This is a genomic window from Actinoplanes sp. NPDC026670 (genome assembly GCF_040638175.1).
In the GTDB taxonomy this organism is placed as follows: domain Bacteria; phylum Actinomycetota; class Actinomycetes; order Mycobacteriales; family Micromonosporaceae; genus Actinoplanes.
The window spans coordinates 1-21,239 of sequence record NZ_JBEZXU010000017.1; the positions used below are offsets into that span (position 1 = coordinate 1).

Consider the following 21,239-nt stretch of genomic DNA (forward strand, 5'->3'; position numbering starts at 1 on the left):
CGCCCTCATCGCCCTCGCCAAACTCCACCTCGGCGGCTACAACATCGACCTACCAGGCCGCACCTAACCCACACATCCACCCGGAGAGCCGGAAATACGTGCAAGATCCGCGAGGAAGCAAGGCGGCACAACGGCACAGCGAGCGGCACAGCGGCAGGATGGCATGGCAGGAACCGGGCGGAACAGCGGAGTGTGGACGCAGAACCGCCGGCGCACTACGAACGCGAAGCCGTCAAGGAGATAGCCCCCGCCAGCGACGCAAACACCCGACCATCGACGAAGACACGAACGCGTAGGCGCTGGCGGCTGCGCGAACACGCGACCGCTGGTAGCTGGGCGCGCCCTTGGCCGCGGCGGCGGGACGCCGGGCGCGGCCCCGTGGAGCGATGCCCAGCCTGCGCGGCGGAGCAAGGCCCAGCGCGCGCGGCGAAGCAAGGACGAGCGCGCGGCGGAGTGAGATGATGCACGTCGCTGGGCGGCTGAAATCGGTGAATTGGGATTAACTTACCGGGTGCCGGGGTGTCGCCGGGGAACGAACCGGAATCGGGCGGATTCATCGGTCCGGAACGACCTGAGTAACCGTTAGGCTCATAGCCGTGCGGAAGATACTGATCGCCAACCGTGGCGAGATCGCCCTCCGGGTCATCCGGGCCTGCAAGGACGCCGGCCTCACGAGCGTCGCCGTCTATGCCGACAGTGACCGGGACGCGCCACACGCGCGCCTGGCCGACGAGGCCTACGCGCTGGACGGTGAGACCGCCGCCGACACGTATCTGCGCATCGACAAGCTGCTCGACGTGGCGAAGCGGAGCCAGGCCGACGCCGTGCATCCGGGCTACGGCTTCCTGTCCGAGAACGCCGAGTTCGCGCAGGCCGTACAGGATGAGGGTCTGACCTGGATCGGGCCGACGCCGCAGGCGATCCGCGACCTGGGCGACAAGGTGACCGCCCGGCACATCGCGCAGCGTGCCGGCGCGCCGCTGGTGCCGGGGACGCCGGATCCGGTCGGGGACGCGTCCGAGATCGTGGCGTTCGCCGAGGAGCACGGGCTGCCGGTGGCGATCAAGGCGGCGTTCGGTGGCGGCGGCCGCGGGCTGAAGGTGGCGCGCACGATCGAGGAGATCCCGGCGCTGTTCGAGAGCGCGACCCGGGAGGCGGTGGCCGCGTTCGGGCGGGGCGAGTGTTTCGTGGAACGCTACCTGGACCGGCCCCGGCATGTGGAGGCTCAGGTTCTGGCCGACACGCACGGCACGGTCGTGGTGGTCGGCACCCGGGACTGTTCGTTGCAGCGCCGCCACCAGAAACTGGTCGAGGAGGCCCCGGCGCCGTTCCTGAGCGACGACCAGCGCAAGAGGATCCACGAGAGCGCGAAGGCGATCTGCCGTGAGGCCGGATATCACGGCGCCGGCACGGTCGAGTATCTGGTGGGTCAGGACGGGACGACCTCGTTCCTGGAGGTCAACACGCGTCTCCAGGTCGAGCACCCGGTCAGTGAGGAGACCGCCGGCATCGATCTGGTGCGGGAGCAGTTCCGGATCGCGGCCGGGGAGCGGCTGCGGTTCACCGAGGATCCGGCGCCGCGCGGGCACGCCATCGAGTTCCGGATCAACGGGGAGGACGCCGGGCGTGGCTTCCTGCCGGCGCCGGGCACGGTGAGCCGGCTGGAGTGGCCGTCCGGCCCGGGGGTGCGGGTCGATTCGGGCGTCGCCGAGAAGGATGTGATCGGCGGCAACTTCGACTCGATGCTCGCGAAGATCATCGTGACCGGGTCGACGCGGGCCGAGGCCCTGGAACGGGCCCGGCGGGTGCTGGACGAGACGGTGATCGAGGGCATCGCCACGGTCCTGCCGTTCCACCGGGCGGTGATCCGCGACGAGGCGTTCACCAGCGAGCCCTTCAGCGTGCACACCCGCTGGATCGAGACCGAATGGGTCAACGAGGTGCCGCCGTTCGCCGCGCCGGCGACGCCGGACGGCGAGAAAGAGGAACGCGAGACCGTCGTGGTCGAGGTCGGCGGGCGGCGCATCGAGGTGCGTCTTCCTAAAAACCTGGGCAGCGGTACGGCTACCGGCCCCGTGGCGAGGCGAACGCCGTCTCGGGCCGGAGGCAAGGCGCAGGCCAAGGTGGCGACCGGCGCGCTGACCGCCCCGATGCAGGGCACGATCGTGAAGGTCGCCGTGCAGAACGGTGACGAGGTGGCCGAGGGCGACACGATCGTGGTGATCGAGGCGATGAAGATGGAGCAGCCGTTGCAGGCCGCGAAGGCGGGCACGGTGGCCGGCCTGTCGGTGGAGGCGGGTGCCACGGTGACCGCCGGCACGGTGATCTGCGAGATCAACTAGCCGCGGGGAGGCCGAGGATCAGCGCAGGCGGGTGATCGTCACCTCGACGCCCTGTCCGGTGCTCTGCGGACCCGAATAGATGCCTTTGAGCGGCGGCACGTCGTCGTACTCCCGGCCCCGGCCGACGATGACGTGCCGTTCGCCGACGGGCACCCCGTTGGTCGGGTCGTAGGAGGTCCACCGTCCGGCCCACCACTCGACCCAGGCGTGGCTCTGCCCGACGACGCTCTCCCCGATGGCGGCGCCGGCTTTCGGGTGGAGGTATCCGGACACGTACCGGGCGGGCAGGCCCATCCGCCGGAGCATCCCGACGGTCAGGTGGCTGATGTCCTGGCAGACCCCGGACCGCTGGGCCCAGGCGTGCAGGGCGTCACTCTGCACCCCGGTCGACCCGGGCACGTAGGCCACTTCGGCCCGCACGAACTCGCAGACCGCCATGGCCGCCTCCTGCGGGGTCCCGTGCCGTCCGCGCAGGTCGGCCACGACCGAGTCGAGTTCGTCGTCGAGCCCGGTCCGCGGGGTCGGCAGGACCAGCTCGTACCACCGGTCGGCGTGCCGGGCCACGTCGTCCCAGCCGGCGCTCTCCGCGGCCGGGATCCGGTCGCCGGGCGGCAGGGTCTCCACGGTGGACGAGGCGGTGACGGTCAGCGACTCGTGGGCGGCGTGCACGTCGAAGGCGGTGACCACGGTGCCCCAGTAGTCCTCGTACTTGTAGGTGCGCGCGGGCGGCCACACGTCGACCTTGGCGTCCAGGACGGCCTGCCGCGCCTCGTTCCGGGGCCACATCCGGGCCTCGTTGTACGACGACGAGACGGGTCCCGCGTACTCGAAACCGGTCTTGTGTTTGATCTTGAGTCGCCAGCTGTCGACGGTAGGTGAACTCATGCCAGGGCTCCCGAGGTCCAGAGAACAGCCGACGTCTGCCGGAAGTAGCGGCGCGACACCGCCTCGTTGACCTGGGAGCAGGTGCGTTCCAGGCTGGCCAGCACCGGCCCCAGGTCGTTGATCAGCTCGTCGGCGCCGCGGAATTCGAGCCCGGTCCGGGCCCGTCCGACGATGCGCTGCGCGTCGGTGGCGACTCCGGCCCGGCCGGGGTCGGGTTCGAGGTCGCTCAGGCAGCTCTCGGCCGCCGACAGCGCCGCGAAGACAGACCTCGGGAAGAGCCTGTCGAGCAGCAGGAACTCGGCGGCGTGCCGGTCGTCGAGCGCCCCGCGGTAGGTGCGCAGGAAGGTCTCCCAGGCCCCGCTGGACCGCAGCAGCGTCAGCCAGGACGGGATGCTGCCACCGGCCAGCTCGTGGGTGCGCAGCAGCCGGGCGGTCATGTCGACCCGTTCCACGTTGCGGCCGAGGACCAGGAACATCCAGCCCTCGTCGCGGCTCATGGTGGCGTCGGTGAGCCCGGCCATCACCGCGCATCGATCCCGCACCCAGCGGAAGAACGCGTGGACACCCTGCTGCTCGACGGTCCGGCGGACACTGGGCAGTCCGTGGAAGGTGGCGTTCAGGCACTCCCACATCTCCGAGGAGATGATCTCCCGGCAGCCGCGGGCGTTCTCCCGGGCGGCGGCCAGGGCACCCACCACCGAGCTGGGGTTCCGTTGATCAAGACCAAGAAGATCAACTACCTGACCCGAGGTGTACGGCCCATCGGCGACCGCCATGCCCATGACCCCGAGCAGGGACCGGACGGCGGTCTCCTCGTTGGTCCACGGGTCGGCGAGGATCCGCTGGAGGTGCACGTCGAGGATGCGGGCGGTGTCCTCGGCCCGCTCGACGTACCGCCCGATCCAGTAGAGGGACTCCGCGATCCGGCTCAGCATGCCCGTACCCCCTTATTGCTGTTGTTGTTGCTGTTCGGCCAGGTCGGCGCCGCCGGGGCCGGGATCGGGCCGGCCGGCCGCGGCGAGCGGCGCCGGGTCGGCGGGCAGATGCGGCACCTCGAACGGGATGGTGTCGTCGGGCGAGGCCAGCACCCAGGTGTCCTTGGAGCCGCCGCCCTGACTGGAGTTGACGACGAGCGCGCCCTCGGGCAGCGCCACCCGGGTCAGGCCGCCGGGCAGCACCCAGATCTTCTCGCCGTCGTTGACCGCGAACGGCCGCAGGTCGACGTGCCGCCCGCGGAGCCGGTCACCGACCAGGGTCGGCACCATGGAGAGTTTCACCTCGCGCTGGGCGATCCACCCGCGCGGGTTGGCGAGCATCTTCTCCCGGACCGCGTCGAGCTCGTGGTTCATCGCCTGCGAGCCGATCACGATGCCCGCGCCGCCGGCCCCGTCGACGGGTTTGAGGACGAGCTCGGCGATGTGGTCGAGGACGTGCTCCATGACGCCCGGCTCGTCGAGGCGGTACGTGTCGACGTTCGGGATCAGCGGTTCCTCGTTCAGGTAGTACCGGATCAGGTCGGGCACGTACGTGTAGAGGAGCTTGTCGTCTGCGACGCCGTTGCCCACCGCGTTGGCGATCGTGACCCGGCCGGCGCGGGCCGCGTTGAGCAGCCCGGCCACCCCGATCACCGAGTCGGCCCGGAAGTGCACCGGGTCCAGGAAGTCGTCGTCGATGCGCCGGTAGATGACGTCGACCCGCTGCTCGCCGGCCGTGGTGCGCATCGCCACCCCGTTGCCGACGCAGATCAGGTCACGGCCCTCGACCAGCTCGACGCCCATCTCCCGGGCGATCAGCGAGTGCTCGAAGTAGGCCGAGTTGAAGACGCCGGGGCTGAGCACCACCACGGTGGGGTCGCTGATCCCGGCCGGGGCGGCCGCCCGCAGAGCCCGCAGCAGCATCGCCGGGTACGACTCGACGGGCAGGATCCGGCTGGCCGCGAACACCTCGGGCAGCACCTGGGCCATCGCCCGCCGGTTCTCCATCACGTAGCTGACCCCGGACGGGATCCGCACGTTGTCCTCGAGCACCCGGAAGGTGCCCTGCTCGTCGCGGATCAGGTCGACTCCGGCGACGTGGACCCGGACCCCGTTGGGTGGGTTGATGCCGGCCGCCGCCCGCAGGAAGTGGGCCGAGGTCGCGATGATGCGCCGCGGCACCACACCGTCGGCGAGCACCTGCCCGGCGCCGTAGACGTCGGCCAGGAACGCCTCGAGCGCCCGGATCCGCTGGGCCACGCCGAGCTCGACCGAACGCCACTCCTGCGCCGCGATGATCCGCGGCACGATGTCCAGTGGGAACGGCCGCTCCACGCCCTTCAGCGCGAACGTGATGCCCTGGTCCAGGAAGGCCCGGGCCAGTACCTCGGCGCGTACACCCAGTTCCGCGCTCGACAGTGGCTGCAACGTCGCGTGCAGCGCCTCGTAGCTCTCCCGGGGCACGCCCAGCTCGGCGAACATCTCGTCCCAGCCGGGGCCGAGGCGGTACTCCTCGAAAAGATCCGCCATGGCTGGAATCTAGGGGCGGTTCATTGCGTGGGCGTTTCGGCCGTCACAAGTTCGTCTCCTGCGCCGTCGCCCCCACGATGATCAGGGGCGGGCCGCCGATACGGGACCTACCGACGGCCCGCGGCTGCGCGCCGACGCTGCGACGCGGGCAGCTCAACCGTACGCCCGACACCCGCGACGCAGGTAAAGCGGGAGCGTGCGCAGGCGCCGGGCCGTAGCGTGTCCCGCATCACCGCAGAAAGTGCCGGGCCGGGCGCATGCTGTGAGCACAGCGCTCTCTCAGCAGCTCTCACGGAGAATGCCGGGAGTCCCGAAGCCGCGAGGTGGCCGCACCGATGACCGAACTGCTGACCCTGTTGGCGACGCCGGCGTGGGCTTATCTCGCGCTGTTCGCGTTCCTCGCGGTCGACGCATTGGTCCCGGTGGTGCCGACCCAGGCCATCATGATCACATCCGGGGCGCTGACCGTGTACGGGAATCTGGACCTGGCCCTGGTGATAGCGGTCGGCGCGGTCGGCATGTTCACCGGTGACGGCGTCGCCTTCGTGCTGGGCCGCTCGACGGGTTCCCGGCTGAGCGCGCTGGCGGCCCGGTTCGCCCCGCGCACCGACGAGCCCGGGTCCCGGACCAGGCGGGCGGCCGAGCGGTTCACCCGCGGCCTGCGCCGGCCGGGCCCGCTCGTGGTGCTGCTGTGCCGGTTCGTGCCGGGCGGCCGGATGGCCTCCGGATACAACGCGGGCCGCACCGGCTACCCGATCCGGAGTTTCGTCGGGTATGACGGGGCGGCCGCGCTGACCTGGGCCGCCTACGGCGGACTGGTCGGGCACCTCGGGGGCACCGCGATCACCCAGTCCGCCTGGCGGCTGTTCGCCCTGGCCGCCGTCGCCGCGGTGGTCTTCGGCACGGCCGGCTGGGCGCTGGCCCTCTTCGGGGGCCAGGGGGACGCTATTGGATCTCGTGCAGCATCAGCTGACGGGCCGCCTCCGCGATCGACCCGGAGAGCGACGGGTAGATCGTGATGGTGTGCGCCAGCTGATCGACGGTCAGGTTGTTCTCGATCGCCATGGTGATCGGCAGGATCAGCTCGCTCGCCTTCGGCGCCACCACGACACCGCCGACGATCTGGCCGGTCGCCGGCCGGCAGAACAGTTTCACGAACCCGTCCTGCAGCCCGGACATCTTGGCCCGCGCGTTGCCGGTCAGCGGCAGCATCACCTGGCGCGCCGGGAAACGGCCCGAGTCGACCTCGTTCTGCGACACGCCGACGGTGGCCAGCTCCGGGTCGGTGAAGACGTTCGCCGACACGGTCCGCAGCCGCAGCGGGGCGACCGCCTCGCCCATCGCGTGCCAGATGGCGATCCGGCCCTGCATGGCCGCGACGCTGGCGAGCGGCAGGACACCCGTGCAGTCGCCGGCCGCGTAGATCCCGGGGACGTTGGTACGCGACACCCGGTCCACGGTCACGTAGCCGCCGTCCGAGATGTCCACCCCGTACTCCCGCAGGCCCAGCTCGGACGTGTTGGGGATGGCCCCGACCGCCATCAGCACGTGTGAGCCCTCGACGATGCGGCCGTCGGAGAGCGTGACGCGCACTCCGTCGCCGGTGTTCTCCACCGCGTCGCCCCGGGACTGGCTGAGGATCGTCATCCCCCGCTCGCGGAACACCCGCTCGATCGCCATCGCGGCGTCGGCGTCCTCGTGCGGCATGACCCGCTCGCGGCTGGAGATGAGCGTCACCTTCACGCCCATCGCCAGGTAGGCGCTGGCGAACTCGGCGCCGGTCACCCCGGAGCCGATCACCACCAGGTGGCTGGGCAGCTCCTCGAGGTCCCACACCTGGCGCCAGTCGAGGATCCGCTCCCCGTCCGGCCGGGCCGTCGCCAGCACCCGCGGGGTGGCGCCGGTGGCCAGCAGCACGGTGCTCGCCTCGACCGCGTAGGTCTCCCCGCCCTCCGGGGTGATCAGCACCTGATGGGTGTGCCCGAGCCGGTCCTCGCCGAGCCGGGCCCGGCCGTGGACCACGTCCACCCCGGCCTTGACCAGCTTGGTCTGGATGTCACCGGACTGGGCGAGGGCGAGTTTCTTGACCCGATTGTTGACCGCTTTCGCGTCGACGCTGACCCCGGACAGACCGGAGGACCGGATCCCGAACCGCTCCTCGTGGCGATAACCGGTCATCACCTCGGAACTCGCGATGAAGGTCTTGGACGGCACGCAGTCGGTGAGCACACACGCTCCGCCCGGCCCCTCCGCTTCGACGAGCGTGACGTCCGCCCCGAGCTGCGCGGCGACCAGAGCCGCCTCATATCCGCCCGGTCCGCCACCGATGATCACGATCCGACTCACGACAAACCGACCTCCAAAAACCATTAGGTGTGCCGACACGCACTCCTCATATTCTCACCACCGCTCGCTACGACTATCGTCGTCGCCGTGCGTCACTACGCCGCGTATGGCTCGAACCTGGATCCCGCCCGCATGCGGGCCTACTGTCCGCACTCGCCGATGGTCGGCGTGGGGTGGGTCGAAGGCTGGCGCCTCACCTTCGCCGGTGAGGGCGAAATAGGCTGGGAGGGGGCGGTAACCACGATCGTCGAGTCACCCGGCGACCGGGTCTTCGTCTCGGTCTACGACGTCCACCCGTGGGACGCGTCACAGCTCGACGAGGTCGAGGGGGTGACGGCTGGTGCGTACCAGAAAGTAACCGTGCGTGTATCGACGCTCGACGGTGACGTACCGGCATGGGTCTACGTCTTCACCGGTTACGAGGGCGGCCTGCCGACCGCGTGGTACCTGTCGGAGATCGCGAACGCGGCCGAGAAGGCCGGCGCGCCCGACGACTACGTCGCCGATCTGCGCGGCCGGCCCACCGGAACGGCTTCGCCGGAGCCCTAGGCGGTCCCGGCCGCGGCCTCGACCGTGGTGCGGTAGATGTTGGCCCGGTACAGCGCGTCCATGCCGACCTTGAAATACAGGCTCGCGGCATCGGTCGGGTTGGCCAGGTCGACACCGAGGCCGGCCTTCGGCCGTCCGTTCGCGGCGTAGGTCGCGAAGGCGCGGCGCAGCAGGGCCTCACCGATACCCCGTTTGCGGTACGCCCGGAGCGTCGCCAGGTGCTTCACCCAGCCCTCGTCGGTGTCCTCCCCGCCGTCGCTGGACTGGAGGGCGCCGACGATCCGGCCATCCGCCTCGGCGACGAACCACTCGTCGAACGGCACGCCGGGCTTGGTGACCTGGTCGAGCCAGCCGTCGAACGGGATCGCCAGGTGGTCGGAGTCGACGAAGGCGTCCTCGATGACCGCGTGGAAGGCCCGCATCTCGGCCTCGTCGTCGTGCCGGACCGGGCGCACCGTGACGCCGGCCGGCGGCTCGGGCGCGACCGGGGAGAACCCGGCCAGGGACATCTGCATCCGGGCGAACTGCTTGAGGAACACGAAACCGGTGCCGGTCAGCGCCTCGATCAGCTCGGTCTCGCCGGGGATCGCGCCGGCCCGGACCTCGTAGACCCGGTGCCCGAGCTCGGCGGCCCGCTCGGTCATCCGGACCATCAGCCGGTCGAGCAGCGGTTGCAGAGCGGGCAGGCCGCTGCCGGGCCAGAAGTAGACGTTGGCCATGTCCCGGTCCCGGCCGGTGGAGTTGCCCGGGAACGACCATCCGACGATCTTGCCGGAGTCGTCCAGGGCCAGCAGGCAGTCCCGGGTCATGTCGGTGTTCGGCGTGGTGAGGTCCTCGCGCACCTCGTCGGCGGTGTAGTCGGGCTCCCCGACCGCGGCGATGTCGCTGGCGTGCACCAGTTCGAGGATCGCGGGCACATCGTCGAAGGTGGGCCGGCGGGTGGTCCAGCCCTGCGGGAGTTCCGTCATGTGGGAATCGGACCACGGCCCGTGGCGCGCTGCCAACCGAGTTTCGCGAGCCGCGCCGGGCACCTACCATGGCGGCATGCAGTCGCGCCGTGAGTCGATGATGCGCCCCTTCCCGGGGCTCCTCGCCGTGCGCTGATCCACTTCACACGAGCCGGCCCCGTCCCGTCGGGGCGGCTCGTCGTCTTCCCCGTCCGGGACCGGGCGGAAAGAGACGATCATGAGCAACTTCTACGTGACCACCGCCATTCCGTACGTCAACGCCGCCCCGCACCTCGGGCACGCGCTGGAGCTGGTGCAGGCCGACGTGCTGGCCCGGCACGCCCGGTCGCGCGGGCGCCGGACGCGGTTCCTGACCGGCACCGACGACAACGCCCTGAAGAACGTCACCGCCGCCCGCGCCGCCGGGGTCGAGGTGCGCGCCTTCGTGGACACGAACGCGGCCCGGTTCGCCGCGCTCCGTGAGCCGCTGTCACTCTCCTTCGACGACTTCATCCGGACCAGCGCCGACGTCCGGCACACCACCGGGGTGGCCCGGCTGTGGCGGGAGTGCGCCGCCGCCGGCGACTTCTACCGGCACACCTACCAGGGCCTCTACTGTCCCGGCTGTGAGCAGTTCTGGGCGCCCGCCGAACTGGCCGGCGGGCTCTGCCCGGAGCATCTGACCGCCCCGGAGCCGGTCGCCGAGGAGAACTGGTTCTTCCGGCTGTCCCGGTACCGCGAACCGATCCTGGAACTGCTCGAATCCGGTCGGCTGCGGATCGAGCCGGCCGCCCGCCGCAACGAGGTGCTCGCCTTCGTCCGGGCCGGGCTCACCGACTTCAGCGTCTCCCGGCCGGCGGCGCGCGCCGGTGGCTGGGGCATCCCGGTGCCCGGCGATCCGGACCAGGTCGTCTATGTCTGGTGGGACGCGCTCACCAACTACGTCACGGCGCTCGGGTACGGCAGCGACGACCCCGCCTACCGGAGCTGGTGGGAGGGTCCGGGCGAGCGGGCGCACGTGATCGGCAAGGGCATCGTCCGGTTCCACGCCGTCTACTGGCCGGCCCTGCTGCTCTCCGCCGGGCTGCCGCTGCCCACCTCGATCCTGGTCCACGACTACCTCTCGGCGGACGGCGCGAAGCTGTCCAAGAGCGCCGGCAACACGATCGACCCGTTCGAGCTGGCCGCCCGGTACGGCGCCGACGCCGTGCGCTGGTGGCTGCTGCGCGAACCGGCCCGGGTCGGTGACACCGACTTCACCGTCGACCGGCTGGTCCGCCGTTCCGACGTCGACCTGGCCAACGGGCTCGGCAACCTGGTCAACCGCACCCTCGCGCTGGCCTGGAAGCACCGGGCCGGTCGGGTGCCGGAGGGCGTGCCCACCGGCGCTCTCGGCGCGGCGTGCGACAGACTGCCCGCTCTGGTCGACCGGGCGCTGCACGACTTCGACTTCCGGGCCGCCACCGAGGCGATCTGGGCGGTGGTCGACGAGGGCAACCGTTTCGTCGAGGCCGAACGGCCGTGGGACCCGGCCGCCGCCGACCGCCTCGACGCGGTGCTGGGCGCCCTGATCACGGCCTGCCGGCTGGTAGCCACCGAACTGGCCCCGTTCCTGCCGGACGGCGCCGCCCGCCTGCACGCCCGTCTCCTGACCGGCGACCGGGTCGCCCGCCCGTCACCGGCCTTCCCGAGACTCGGTGCCGACGGCCTGGCCGGTGCCGACCGGCTCAGCGGGCCAGGCGGTGGCCCAGGGACTCCAGCAGGCCGGTGAACTCGATGCGCTCGGACTGGTCGAGGGCCGCGTAGGCCTGCCCGGCCAGGGAGTCGGCCACCGCTTCGGACCACATCAGCCGGCGGATCAGCGGGCCCGCCGGCGGATAGGGCCCCTGCCAGCCGAGCGCCACCGCGCCGGTCTCCCCCTCGGGGCCGGCGATGATCGCCTCCAGCGGGGTGAGGCCACTGGCCCGGACCGCGAGGACGTGCACGCCCAGGCGGTGCTCGTGCAGTTGGTGCAGCAGCATCGCGGCCCGCGCCCCGGGCGTGCCGTCCGGGGCCGGCATGGCCCGCCACGCCGCATACAGCGGCAGGCCCGCGGTGTCCACATGGTCGGTGATCTGGCCGGCCAGGTCGATCAGCCGGGTCAGCCGGGGAAACCCGCCGAGCTGGTCGGCGCCCCACTTGCACAGCTCACCCAGGTGCCACCGGGCGACCTCGCTCGGGGCCGACGCCTTGACCGCCGCCTCCCACCCGTCGGTGACCGCCTCCGGCGCTATGAACGCCAGCACCGCGGCCACCGTCTCGGAGCGGACCTCACCGAGCGCACCGGCCCGCGCCGACACGTGATACGCCCACCCGGACAGCCCCAGCAGCCGAGCACCCTGAAGGGTCCGGGGCGATTCCGAGAAGGCCCGGAGGATCGCGGCGAGTCCCGTGCGAGCGTGGGCGGCGGCCTGTTCGGGGGTCACCTGCCCGATTCTGCTCCCCTTGACCGTCTAAAGAAAATCTCCGTCGATCGTCCGAAGAGAACGCTCCCGCAAGCTATGTCGCGTTCAGCTCGTCGAGGGCCGCCTGCACGTCCCCGACCCGGCGGCGGGCGGCTGCGGACTCACGTTCGGCGGAGCGGCGGGCCAGTTTGCGGCGGGCCACGTCGGCGACCGCCTCGGTACGCCGTCGTTCCAGCTCGGCGAGCTCGGCGTCGAGGTCCTCGACCAGGTGGCCGGCCTCCCGTTCGGCGTCCTCGGCCCGTACCAGCCGCCCGTCGGCCCGTCGTTCGTCGGCCCGCGCGGTGTTGAGCTCGCGTTCGAGTTCCCGTCGCCGCCGCTCACTCTCCCGGCGTCGCTGCTCCTCTTCGCGGCGGCGCTGTTCGGCGGCGGCCCGCTCACGCGCCGACAGCGCGGACGGCTCCGCGGACGCGGACGGCGTCGCCGATTCGTCGGGACCGGCCTCGAAGCCGGCCTCCAGATCGGCCGCCGAGCCGGTCCCGGAGTCGGATTCGGTGTCCGTGACCAGCCGCAACCTCGGCCGCGGCACCTCACCGAAACCCGCGTACGAGACCGCCCGGATCAACCGCCCGGATCGCACCTGCACGGCGATCTCCGGATCGGCCAGCGCCGCCGTGAACGTCGTCTCCACATCACCGAGCGGCAGCTTCCCGGCCGCGGTGCCGGACTCCTCGACGGCCAGCCGCCGGGCCGCCGCGACCAGCGACGAGACGAACACCCGCCGCTGCGTCGACAGCTCCCGCAGCTCGTCGCCACGCAACTCCCGCTGGGCGGCCCGCAGCGCGGTGGACAGCTCGACCAGTTCCTCGATCAGCTCCGGCCGGCGCAGCGCCACCAGGTTGACCATCCAGGCCGCCACCGTCGGTTTCTTCAGCGCGGCGAGCCGCTTGGCGGCGTCCCGGTCGCCGGCCTTCCGGGCGTCCTCGATCGCGGCCGCGCGGGCCGTCACGAACCCGTCCGGCGTCGCCTCGTAGAGCCGCCGGACCACGACGTCGATGGCGAGCACGTCAGTCCAGCTGGGTGCCCGGCGCCACCTGCCGGAACTTCGTCTCGGAGAAGGTTTCCAGGTGCTTGCCGTAGACGGCCGCCCCACGCTCGTTGACCAGCCCGTCATGCAGGGCGAAGGCGCGGCCGGGCCGGACCGTGCGGACGAACTCGAGCGACTCGGCGATCGTCGCCCACGGCGCGTTCAGCGGTACGAACAGGGTCTCCACCTCGATGTCCGGCGCCACGAACGAGTCACCGGGGTGGTAGAGGTTGCCGGCCCCGTCGTCGACGGCGAACCCGAGGTTGGCGAAGACCGGCACGTACGGATGGATGATCGCGTGTTTGCCGCCGAAGGCCCGGACCCGGTAGCCGGCCGCCTCGAACTCCTGCCCGGCGGTGACCGCCGTGGTGGCCGCCGCGACGCCGTCGAGCAGTGGCAGCACCGCCTCGTGCGCGAAGATCCGCAGCTCCGGCCGCCGTTCGACGGCCGCGGTGACCGCCGCGACGTCGAGGTGGTCGAAGTGCTCGTGGGTGATGAGCACCGCATCGGCCCCGTCCAATGCGGACGCTTCGGAGAATTCACCTGGATCGACGACCAGAACTCCGGCGCCTTCGATGCGCAGGCAGGAATGCGTGAACTTCGTGACCCGCACGGGACCCCTCCGCTACTGAGTTGTAACCCCTCACCCCGCAGTCTGCCGGAACCGGGATGTGTGTGCCGCACGTCCCACGGTCAGTGAAGACTCAGATCGGAGCTGCCATGCGGAAACGGGGAATCATCGCGGCGTTGCTGGCGACGGGCGTTCTGCTCGCGGGTTGTAGCGCTGATTCATCTGATATGAGCCAGGAAACCGCGGCCCAGCCGGCCATGGGCGGGGCCGAGGGTGGCGCGCCGATGGCCGACAAGGCCGCCGAGCAGGCCGGCGGCGGCGCCGCGCCGAACCAGGGTAAAGACACCACAGCGCAGGCTCCTGACCTGCGGATTGATCAGCGATCGATCATCTATACCGGGTCGATCACGATCCGGGTGGACAACGTCACCGACAACGCCGCCAAGGTCACCGGGATCGCGGCGGGCGCCGGCGGATTCGTCGGCGGCGACGAGCGGCACAGCGGCGACGGGTCGTCCACAGCGACGATCAAACTGCGTATCCCGGCCGACAAGTTCTCCACGGTGATCGACCAGATCGCCGGCATCGGCAACGAGGAGAACCGCGGCATCAACACCGAGGACGTCACCGAGGCGATCGTCGATCTGGACGCCCGGATCGAGGTGCAGAAGGCCCGGGTGGAGAGCGGCAAGCGGCTCCTCGCCGAGGCCAAGTCCCTGGACGACCTGGTGATGCTGGAACGTGAGGTGGCCACCCGGGAGTCCGACCTGGCCTCGCTGGAGGCGAAGAAACGCCGGCTCAGCGATCTCACGTCGCTCTCCACGATCACGGTGATCCTGCTCGGCCCGAACGCGACCGTGAGCGACGACGGCGACGATCCGGCCGGTTTCCTGGGTGGGCTCGCCAACGGCTGGAACGCGCTGGTGGCGTCACTCGGTGTGCTGCTCACCGTGCTCGGCGCGCTGCTGCCGTGGGTCATCGCCTTCGGCGTCCCGGCGTGGGCGATCCTCCAGCTGGTGCGGCGCTACCGGCGGCGCGACAACCTCCCGGTGGTCACCCCGGCTGCCGAGGCTCCCACTTCGACCCCTTGATGTCGTACGGAAGAAAAAGCTCCAACCGCACCCTGATCGCTCTGCGGTGACCACCGCGAGGTCGTCCCGGCGCAAGGCCGCAACGCGGCCGCCGGGCCGGTCAGGTGCGACCACGGCCCCGTGCCTCCGCGCCGCCGTTTCCGCGAGGGCGTAGGCACGGGGCGGCCCCGCAAAACGCCGCCGGAGCGAAGCGGAGCCAGCGAGCTCAGAAGGCGCCGGTGGAGAGCGCGGCAAGGGCGGTGTGGGTCATCACCCGGACGCCGTAGCCGATGCAGCTCTCGTCCACGTCGAAGTCGCCCTGGTGCAGGTCGTGCCGGACGTCCGAGCCGGGCCGGCCGGTGCCGAGCCGGATCATCGCGCCCGGCACGTGCTCCAGGTAGAACGAGAAGTCCTCGCCGCCCATGCTGAGCTCGGCCTCGACCACCCGGTCCGGGCCGAGCGCCGCGCCGGCCGCGCCCGCGATGACCGCCGACGCCATCCGGTCGTTGATCACCGGCGGCACCCCGCGGATGTAGTCGACGTCGACCTCGGCGCCGGTCGGCGCGACCACCTCGCGGATCAGCCGGGTGATCAGCTCGGGCGCGTCCCGCCAGGCCTCCCGGCTGAGCACCCGGACGGTGCCGCGGACCTCGCCCGCGCCGGGGATCGCGTTGAACGCCTGGCCGGCGTGCACCGCGCCCCAGACCAGGGACAGCCCGGCGCGCGGGTCCATCCGGCGACTGAGCAGCGCCGGGACGTCGACGATGATCCGGCCGAGCGCGTGCACCAGGTCGGCGGTGAGGTGCGGCCGGGCGGTGTGCCCGCCGGGACCGGTGAGCTTGACCTCGACCGCGTCGGCGGCCGCGGTGAACGGGCCGGAGCGGACCCCGACCAGCCCGGCCGGCAGCTGCGGGTAGCAGTGCAGCGCGTAGATCGCGTCGACGTCCTTGAGGCCGCCGGCCGCGATCACCTCGGGCGCGCCGGACGGCATCGCCTCCTCGGCCGGCTGGAAGATCAGCCGGATCCGGCCCGGCAGCAGGCCCTGCTCGTTGAGCTGGGCGAGCGCCATACCGAGGCCGAGCACGATGGTGGTGTGCACGTCGTGGCCGCAGGCGTGCGCCTGCCCGTCGACGGTGCTGCGGTAGGGCACGTCCTTGAGGTCCTGCAACGGCAGCGAGTCGATGTCGGCCCGGAACGCGATGGTGCGCGGCCCCTCGCCGATGTCACAGATGACCCCGTTGCCGCGCGGCATCATCCGCGGGGAGAGACCGGCGACGACCAGCTCACGGGCGATCAAGGCGGCCGTTTCGAACTCGGAGTGTGACGGTTCGGGATGGGCGTGAATGTGCCGGCGAATCGCTACGAGCTCGGCGCCCCTCGATGCGAGCCAGCGGTCCAGCCGGCCGGGGAGCGGGTCGGTGCCGGGCAGTTGCCCGGGCCACGACGTATCGGCGCCTTCCGGCGCCTCCAGAGCAGTAGTCACGTCGGCTTCCGTATCACTCTCGAAAATTCGTCGGTTTACGCAACGCGCGACAGCCTAGTCCGGATTGTGGTAACGCTGTGTAACGGTCGCGTAAAGAGGTGCTCACGCCCCGGCCGAGGTAGGGCGGGCTCCCGGGAGATCGTCCCGGCCCGCCAACCCCTCAACGGGTAGTGGATCGCGGAGGTGACGCGACACACTACGAGTACGTCGACCAGCTCAGAACCGTTCGACGGGGCGGTGCACGCCCCATACCCCGCGGAGGGTGTGACACACCTCCCCCACCGTGGCACGGAGGCGCAAGGCCTCTTTCATCAACGGTAGGACGTTCACACTTCCGGCGGCGGCCTTCGCCAGATCTTTCAATGCGTCCTGGACAGCCGGGTCGTCCCGGTCCTCCCGAAGTCGGGCGAGACGGGCCACACACCGGCTTGACGGGAAACCCTGATCCTGCATTCACAAGTCGAGTCCAAGACTCGTCAAGGCGTCCGATCGTGAGGAATTTGCCACCCTGCGTCCCCCGGTGGTCAACCCTCGGCCACCCGGCCACTACGGAGGGTCGAAGTGTCGTGAACAGTGACGTCGTGACTTTCATTCGAGGGGTGGCGGCAGGCAAGATAGCGGGGTTGGTCGACGGCCCCTATACCCCCTCGGTGGCATCCTCAGTGACTCAATCTCCGACGTGGAGCGGCGGCAACGCGGCTCCCCCCAGCGGACGCGCCGCCCCGGGCACGCTCATCGGCGGGCGGTACACGCTGCGCGCCGCGGTGGGTCACGGCGGCATGGGAACGGTGTGGCGGGCGGCGGACACGCTTCTGCGCCGCGACGTGGCCATCAAGGAGGTCATCCTGCCGCCCGGCCTCGCGCCGAGCGACCGGGACGCGATGTATGAGCGGACCATGCGCGAGGCCCGGGCCGCGGCCGCGCTCCAGCACCCGGCCGTGGTGCAGGTCTACGACGTCGTGCACGAGAACGGCCGGCCGTGGATCGTGATGGAGCTGCTGGACGCGCGCAGCCTCGCCGACATGGTGATCGAGGACGGCCCGGTCTCCCCGCGCGTGGTGGCGAAGATCGGCATCGCGCTGCTCGGCGCCCTGGAGGTGGCTCACGCCCACGGGGTGCTGCACCGCGACGTGAAACCGGCGAACGTGCTGATCTGCGGTGACGGGCGCTGTGTGCTGACCGACTTCGGCGTCGCCCGGATGCCCACCGACGTGCAGCTGACCACGCCCGGCATGGTGCTCGGCTCGCCGCACTTCATCTCGCCGGAGCGGGCCATGGGCCACGACTTCGGTCCGCCGAGCGACCTGTTCTCGCTGGGGGTCACGCTCTACACGGCGATCGAGGGCCGTCCGCCGTTCGACAAGGGCGACCCGATCGAGACCATGCACTCGGTCGTCGAGGACCCGCCCGCCCCGGTGGTCCGGGCCGGTTCGCTGACCCCGGTGCTGATGGGCCTGCTGGAGAAGAACCCGGCCCAGCGGATGGACGTGCAGACCGCCCGCACCATCCTGCGGCAGCAGCTGGCCGGCCCGCTGGCCAGCAAGAACCCGCCGCACATGATGACCGACCCGTACTCGGTGGTCCCGTCGCCGCGGCCGGTCAGCCCGGCGCCGGCCGAGACCCAGCAGATCCCGCCGCAGCCGTCCGGTCAGATCGGCGGCCGCGCGATGCTGGCTCCCAACGAGTCGCTCACCGACCACCTGGCCAAGCTGGAACAACAGAATTCGGGTGGCCGCCGGCGCGCCCCTGAGCCGCCCGTTCCGGCCGGTCCGGGCGCGAGCCTGCCGACCGGCGCCATGCCGGCCCACAAGCTGCCCAACAACAACGGCCGCCCCGGCGGGGACACGACCAGTGTCATCCCGCCGCAGGGCCCGTGGGGTCAGCAGCCCGGTGGCGCCCGCCCGGGAACCGTGGTGATGAGTCCGGCCGCCAAACGCCGCGCCACCATCGACAAGGTGGTCGGCACCGCGAAGGAGACCACCGAGAAGGCCGTCACCACGTTCAAGTCGTGGCCGCGCAACAAGCAGCTGATCTCCGGTGGTGCGGCCGCCGCCGTGGTCCTGGTCCTGGTGCTGGTCTTCGCGATGAGCGGGTCGGGCGATCCCGCGCCGACCACGCCGGTGGCCGGCCCGCAGCCGAGCAACGCAGCCGCCGCCGACTTCGAGACCCAGCCGTACAAGGGCAACGCCGCGGTCAGCGTGGACGTGCCGGCCGGCTGGACCCGCGCGGCCGGTGGCGTCTACGTGGAGTACATCGATCCCGAGGACAAGAGCACCAAGGTCCGGATCCTGGTGGAGCCGGGCAAGGTCACCCCGATCAAGTTCGTCACCTCGACCGCTCCGACCGGGCTGAAGAAGGGCAAGACCTGCCCCGACCCGTTCGAGTCGCTCGCCACACAAGAGGTGACGATCGCCGGTAACGCGGGCGCCGAGTTCGAGTACACGTGTGGTGAGGGCGCCGACATGCGCCACGGCATCTGGCGGATGACCACGGTCGGCGGCAAGATGTACAGCTTCTACCTGACCACGACGGATGCGAAGTTCGCCGAGTACCGGAAGTACTACGACGTCATGGCGGAGACGTTCCAGCTCAACCTGTGACGGCACTGTGCTATCAATCCCTGATGGCACCAGAAGTTGATGTTGACCTGATCGCCCGGGCCGAGGCCTGGCTCGCCGACGATCCCGATCCGGCCGGCCGGGCCGAGTTACGCGCGGTCCTGGACGGTTTACCGGGCACCGCGGTGGAGCTCTCCGACCGGTTCTCCGGCCCGCTCACCTTCGGCACCGCGGGGCTGCGGGGCCGGCTCCGCGCCGGGCCGAACGGGATGAACCTCGCGGTGGTCACCCGCGCGGCGGCCGGTCTGGTCGGCTGGCTGGCCGCACAGAGCGGCGAGGGCCCGCTGGTGATCGGCTACGACGCCCGGCACGGCTCGCGGGAGTTCGCCGAACGGACCGCCCGGGTCGCGACCGGCGCCGGGCGGGCGGCGCTGCTGCTGCCCGGCCCGCTGCCGACACCCGTGCTGGCCTACGCGGTGCGCGCGCTCGACGCGGTGGCCGGCGTGATGGTCACCGCCAGTCACAACCCGCCGCAGGACAACGGCTACAAGGTCTATCTGGGCGCGAGCCTGGGCGGGCCGGCCGGGTCCGGGGCGCAGATCGTGCCGCCGGCCGACGCCGGCATCGAGGCGGCCATCCGGGCGGTCCGCAGCGCCGCGTCGGTCCCGCTTGGCGATCCGGGCACGGTTCTCGGCGAGGAGATCCTCCGGGGGTACGTCCGGAGCGCCGCCGCGGTCCTGTCCGAGGCCGGCCCGCGTGACCTGACCATCGCGTACACCCCGATGCACGGGGTCGGCGCGTCCACCGCGGCCGCCGCGTTCGCCGCCGCCGGTTTCCCGGCCCCCGCGATCGTCGCCGAGCAGGCCGAGCCCGATCCGGCGTTCCCGACCGTGGCGTTCCCCAACCCGGAGGAGCCGGGCGCCATGGACCTGCTGCTGGCGCTGGCCGCCCGGACCGGAGCGGATCTGGCGATCGCCAACGACCCGGACGCCGACCGCTGTGCCGTAGCGATCCCGGCCGGCGCCGGCTGGCGGCCGCTGCGCGGTGACGAGCTGGGCGCGCTGCTGGCCGACCACCTGATCCGCCGCGGCGTCCCCGGCCTGTACGCGACCACGATCGTCTCGTCGTCGCTGGTCGGCCGTCTGTGCGCGGCCCGGGGCGTACCGTATGCGGAGACGCTGACCGGCTTCAAGTGGATCGTGCGGGCCGCCGACGACCTGGCGTTCGGCTACGAGGAGGCGCTCGGCTACTGTGTCGCCCCGGCCCTGGTCCGCGACAAGGACGGCATCACCGCCGCGCTGACCGTGGCTGAGCTGGCCGCCGCGCTGAAGACCGAGGGCCGCACCCTGGCCGACCGGCTGGACGAGCTGGCCGCCGAGTTCGGACTGCACGCCACCGACCAGCTGTCGGTGCGGGTGGACGACCTCGCCGAGATCGGGCGGGCGATGGGCCGGGCCCGGCAGAGCCCGCCGGCCACCCTGCTCGGCGCCGACGTGACCGAGGTGGTGGACCTGCTTCCGGAGAACGACGTGCTGACGTTCCGCACCGCCACGGCCCGGGTGGTGATCCGCCCGTCGGGGACGGAGCCGAAGCTCAAGGCGTACCTGGAAGTGGTCGAACCGGTCGCCGAAGGCGGCCATGCGGCAGCCCGCGACCGTGCGGCGACCGCTCTCGCCGCCCTGCGCACCGAGATCGCGGCAACGCTCGGCGTGTAGTGATGCCGTCCCGGGGCTCGCTGAAGCCCCGGGAGACGGCGTCAGATCGGCTTGGGCGCCCCGAGTGCGGCCTGGATGGCCCGGCCCAGGGTGGCCACCACCAGAGCGACGCTGGGCCGCACGATGGAGTCCTCCAGGGTCACGTCACCGACGAAGCCGGCGTTGCTGGCGATCTCGGCGAGACGCTCGTGCGCCCGGTCGGCCTCGTCGGCCGGCAGTTTCAGCGCCGGTTCCATCCGCGCCGCGACGAGCAGGGTGGCCAGCGCGGCCGTCCGCTCGTCGGGCAGGGTGTTGCCGATCAGCGCGGCGGCCAGCCGGCTGCGGATCTCGGCCTCATACGCCGGATCGGTGGTCGGGTAACGGTGCACGTGGATGACGCCCAGCTGGGTCTCGTCCACGTCCTGCACCACACCCCGGGCGCACAGGTCCTCCAGCACCCGCGTACGCAGCCGGTGCCGGAGCCGCTGGAGCCACTGGGCGGGCGTGTGCGGCTCCTCCGTCGTGATCTTCTCCAGGACTGCGTCAGCCACCGGGTCGCCGAGCGGCGTGGCGTCCACGACCTTCAGGTATCCGTCGGCCGCGTAGGCAACACGATTCGCCAGAGCGAGATCGATCAGGACGGCCGCGGCCATACCGAGATCGAGGCCGATCCGGGATCCGGTCGCTTTACCGCTCTGGTCGTCGTACGCGAGGAGAAGCAGTTCCTCGGCGAGGGGGATGGACGTCATGTCCGAACGATAG

Annotated in this window: 17 protein-coding genes and 1 pseudogene; 7 read left to right on the forward strand and 11 right to left on the reverse strand. The window is 71.5% G+C overall.

What is annotated here, in order from left to right; all coding sequences use genetic code 11:
- The first annotated feature begins 596 nt into the window (after positions 1 to 596).
- Positions 597 to 2,342: a biotin carboxylase N-terminal domain-containing protein gene (locus AB0E94_RS18160; RefSeq protein ID WP_360327416.1), complete on the forward strand. Its 1,746-nt coding sequence runs from the start codon at positions 597 to 599 to the stop codon at positions 2,340 to 2,342.
- Between the two features lie 18 nt (positions 2,343 to 2,360).
- On the opposite strand, the gene AB0E94_RS18165 is transcribed toward AB0E94_RS18160, so the two are convergent.
- From AB0E94_RS18165 to AB0E94_RS18175, 3 genes are read right to left on the reverse strand one after another with little or no spacing between them, the layout of a single operon-like run.
- On the reverse strand, positions 2,361 to 3,227 hold the full coding sequence (locus tag AB0E94_RS18165; protein ID WP_360327418.1) for a transglutaminase family protein: 867 nt from the start codon (positions 3,225 to 3,227) through the stop codon (positions 2,361 to 2,363).
- Positions 3,224 to 4,162, reverse strand: coding sequence for an alpha-E domain-containing protein (locus AB0E94_RS18170; RefSeq protein ID WP_360327420.1), 939 nt, complete (start codon positions 4,160 to 4,162; stop codon positions 3,224 to 3,226). Before AB0E94_RS18170 ends, AB0E94_RS18165 begins: the two co-directional genes overlap by 4 nt.
- Positions 4,163 to 4,174: 12 nt before the next feature.
- On the reverse strand, positions 4,175 to 5,731 hold the full coding sequence (locus AB0E94_RS18175; protein ID WP_360327422.1) for a circularly permuted type 2 ATP-grasp protein: 1,557 nt from the start codon (positions 5,729 to 5,731) through the stop codon (positions 4,175 to 4,177).
- A 335-nt stretch (positions 5,732 to 6,066) separates the two neighbouring features.
- Here AB0E94_RS18175 and AB0E94_RS18180 point away from each other — a divergent pair, with 335 nt between their 5' ends.
- Positions 6,067 to 6,750, forward strand: a complete 684-nt coding sequence (locus AB0E94_RS18180) for a DedA family protein (protein WP_360327424.1) — start codon at positions 6,067 to 6,069, stop codon at positions 6,748 to 6,750.
- Here the strand turns inward: AB0E94_RS18180 and AB0E94_RS18185 are convergent.
- Positions 6,677 to 8,077: an NAD(P)H-quinone dehydrogenase gene (locus AB0E94_RS18185; protein ID WP_360327426.1), complete on the reverse strand. Its 1,401-nt coding sequence runs from the start codon at positions 8,075 to 8,077 to the stop codon at positions 6,677 to 6,679. The two genes, AB0E94_RS18180 and AB0E94_RS18185, sit on opposite strands and share 74 nt — an antisense overlap.
- An 87-nt stretch (positions 8,078 to 8,164) precedes the next feature.
- Here AB0E94_RS18185 and AB0E94_RS18190 point away from each other — a divergent pair, with 87 nt between their 5' ends.
- Positions 8,165 to 8,626 carry a gamma-glutamylcyclotransferase gene (locus AB0E94_RS18190; protein ID WP_360327428.1) on the forward strand — a complete coding sequence of 154 codons (462 nt, stop codon included), beginning with the start codon at positions 8,165 to 8,167 and terminating at the stop codon, positions 8,624 to 8,626.
- On the opposite strand, the gene AB0E94_RS18195 is transcribed toward AB0E94_RS18190, so the two are convergent.
- Positions 8,623 to 9,594 carry a GNAT family N-acetyltransferase gene (locus AB0E94_RS18195; protein ID WP_360327430.1) on the reverse strand — a complete coding sequence of 324 codons (972 nt, stop codon included), beginning with the start codon at positions 9,592 to 9,594 and terminating at the stop codon, positions 8,623 to 8,625. The genes AB0E94_RS18190 and AB0E94_RS18195 overlap by 4 nt on opposite strands.
- A gap of 217 nt (positions 9,595 to 9,811) precedes the next feature.
- On the opposite strand from AB0E94_RS18195, the gene metG reads away from it, so the two are divergent.
- On the forward strand, positions 9,812 to 11,344 hold the full coding sequence (gene metG, locus AB0E94_RS18200; RefSeq protein ID WP_360327432.1) for a methionine--tRNA ligase: 1,533 nt from the start codon (positions 9,812 to 9,814) through the stop codon (positions 11,342 to 11,344).
- On the opposite strand, the gene AB0E94_RS18205 is transcribed toward metG, so the two are convergent.
- The 3 genes from AB0E94_RS18205 to AB0E94_RS18215 all read right to left on the reverse strand — a co-directional run bounded on the left by AB0E94_RS18205 (position 11,301) and on the right by AB0E94_RS18215 (position 13,714).
- On the reverse strand, positions 11,301 to 12,038 hold the full coding sequence (locus AB0E94_RS18205) for a hypothetical protein (protein ID WP_360327434.1): 738 nt from the start codon (positions 12,036 to 12,038) through the stop codon (positions 11,301 to 11,303). The genes metG and AB0E94_RS18205 overlap by 44 nt on opposite strands.
- A gap of 73 nt (positions 12,039 to 12,111) precedes the next feature.
- Complete coding sequence (locus AB0E94_RS18210; RefSeq protein ID WP_360327436.1) at positions 12,112 to 13,080, reverse strand: hypothetical protein; 969 nt, start codon at positions 13,078 to 13,080, stop codon at positions 12,112 to 12,114.
- Between the two features lies 1 nt (position 13,081).
- Positions 13,082 to 13,714: an MBL fold metallo-hydrolase gene (locus tag AB0E94_RS18215; RefSeq protein ID WP_360327438.1), complete on the reverse strand. Its 633-nt coding sequence runs from the start codon at positions 13,712 to 13,714 to the stop codon at positions 13,082 to 13,084.
- 185 nt (positions 13,715 to 13,899) lie between these two features.
- Here AB0E94_RS18215 and AB0E94_RS18220 point away from each other — a divergent pair, with 185 nt between their 5' ends.
- Positions 13,900 to 14,763 carry a DUF4349 domain-containing protein gene (locus AB0E94_RS18220; protein ID WP_360327440.1) on the forward strand — a complete coding sequence of 288 codons (864 nt, stop codon included), beginning with the start codon at positions 13,900 to 13,902 and terminating at the stop codon, positions 14,761 to 14,763.
- A gap of 205 nt (positions 14,764 to 14,968) precedes the next feature.
- On the opposite strand, the gene AB0E94_RS18225 is transcribed toward AB0E94_RS18220, so the two are convergent.
- Both AB0E94_RS18225 and AB0E94_RS18230 read right to left on the reverse strand, forming a co-directional pair.
- Complete coding sequence (locus AB0E94_RS18225; RefSeq protein WP_360327442.1) at positions 14,969 to 16,225, reverse strand: amidohydrolase; 1,257 nt, start codon at positions 16,223 to 16,225, stop codon at positions 14,969 to 14,971.
- Positions 16,226 to 16,441: 216 nt separating this feature from the next.
- A pseudogene (locus tag AB0E94_RS18230) lies at positions 16,442 to 16,645 on the reverse strand (methylmalonyl-CoA mutase family protein); the annotation flags it as partial.
- A gap of 242 nt (positions 16,646 to 16,887) precedes the next feature.
- Here AB0E94_RS18230 and AB0E94_RS18235 point away from each other — a divergent pair.
- Together AB0E94_RS18235 and AB0E94_RS18240 are read left to right on the forward strand one after the other, a co-directional pair.
- Positions 16,888 to 18,825, forward strand: coding sequence for a protein kinase (locus AB0E94_RS18235; RefSeq protein WP_360327444.1), 1,938 nt, complete (start codon positions 16,888 to 16,890; stop codon positions 18,823 to 18,825).
- Positions 18,826 to 18,848: 23 nt separating this feature from the next.
- Positions 18,849 to 20,498 (forward strand): phospho-sugar mutase, encoded by a 1,650-nt coding sequence (locus tag AB0E94_RS18240; RefSeq protein WP_360327446.1) that lies wholly within the window; start codon positions 18,849 to 18,851, stop codon positions 20,496 to 20,498.
- A 41-nt stretch (positions 20,499 to 20,539) separates the two neighbouring features.
- On the opposite strand, the gene AB0E94_RS18245 is transcribed toward AB0E94_RS18240, so the two are convergent.
- Positions 20,540 to 21,226 carry a GPP34 family phosphoprotein gene (locus AB0E94_RS18245; protein WP_360327448.1) on the reverse strand — a complete coding sequence of 229 codons (687 nt, stop codon included), beginning with the start codon at positions 21,224 to 21,226 and terminating at the stop codon, positions 20,540 to 20,542.
- Between the last annotated feature and the right edge of the window lie 13 nt (positions 21,227 to 21,239).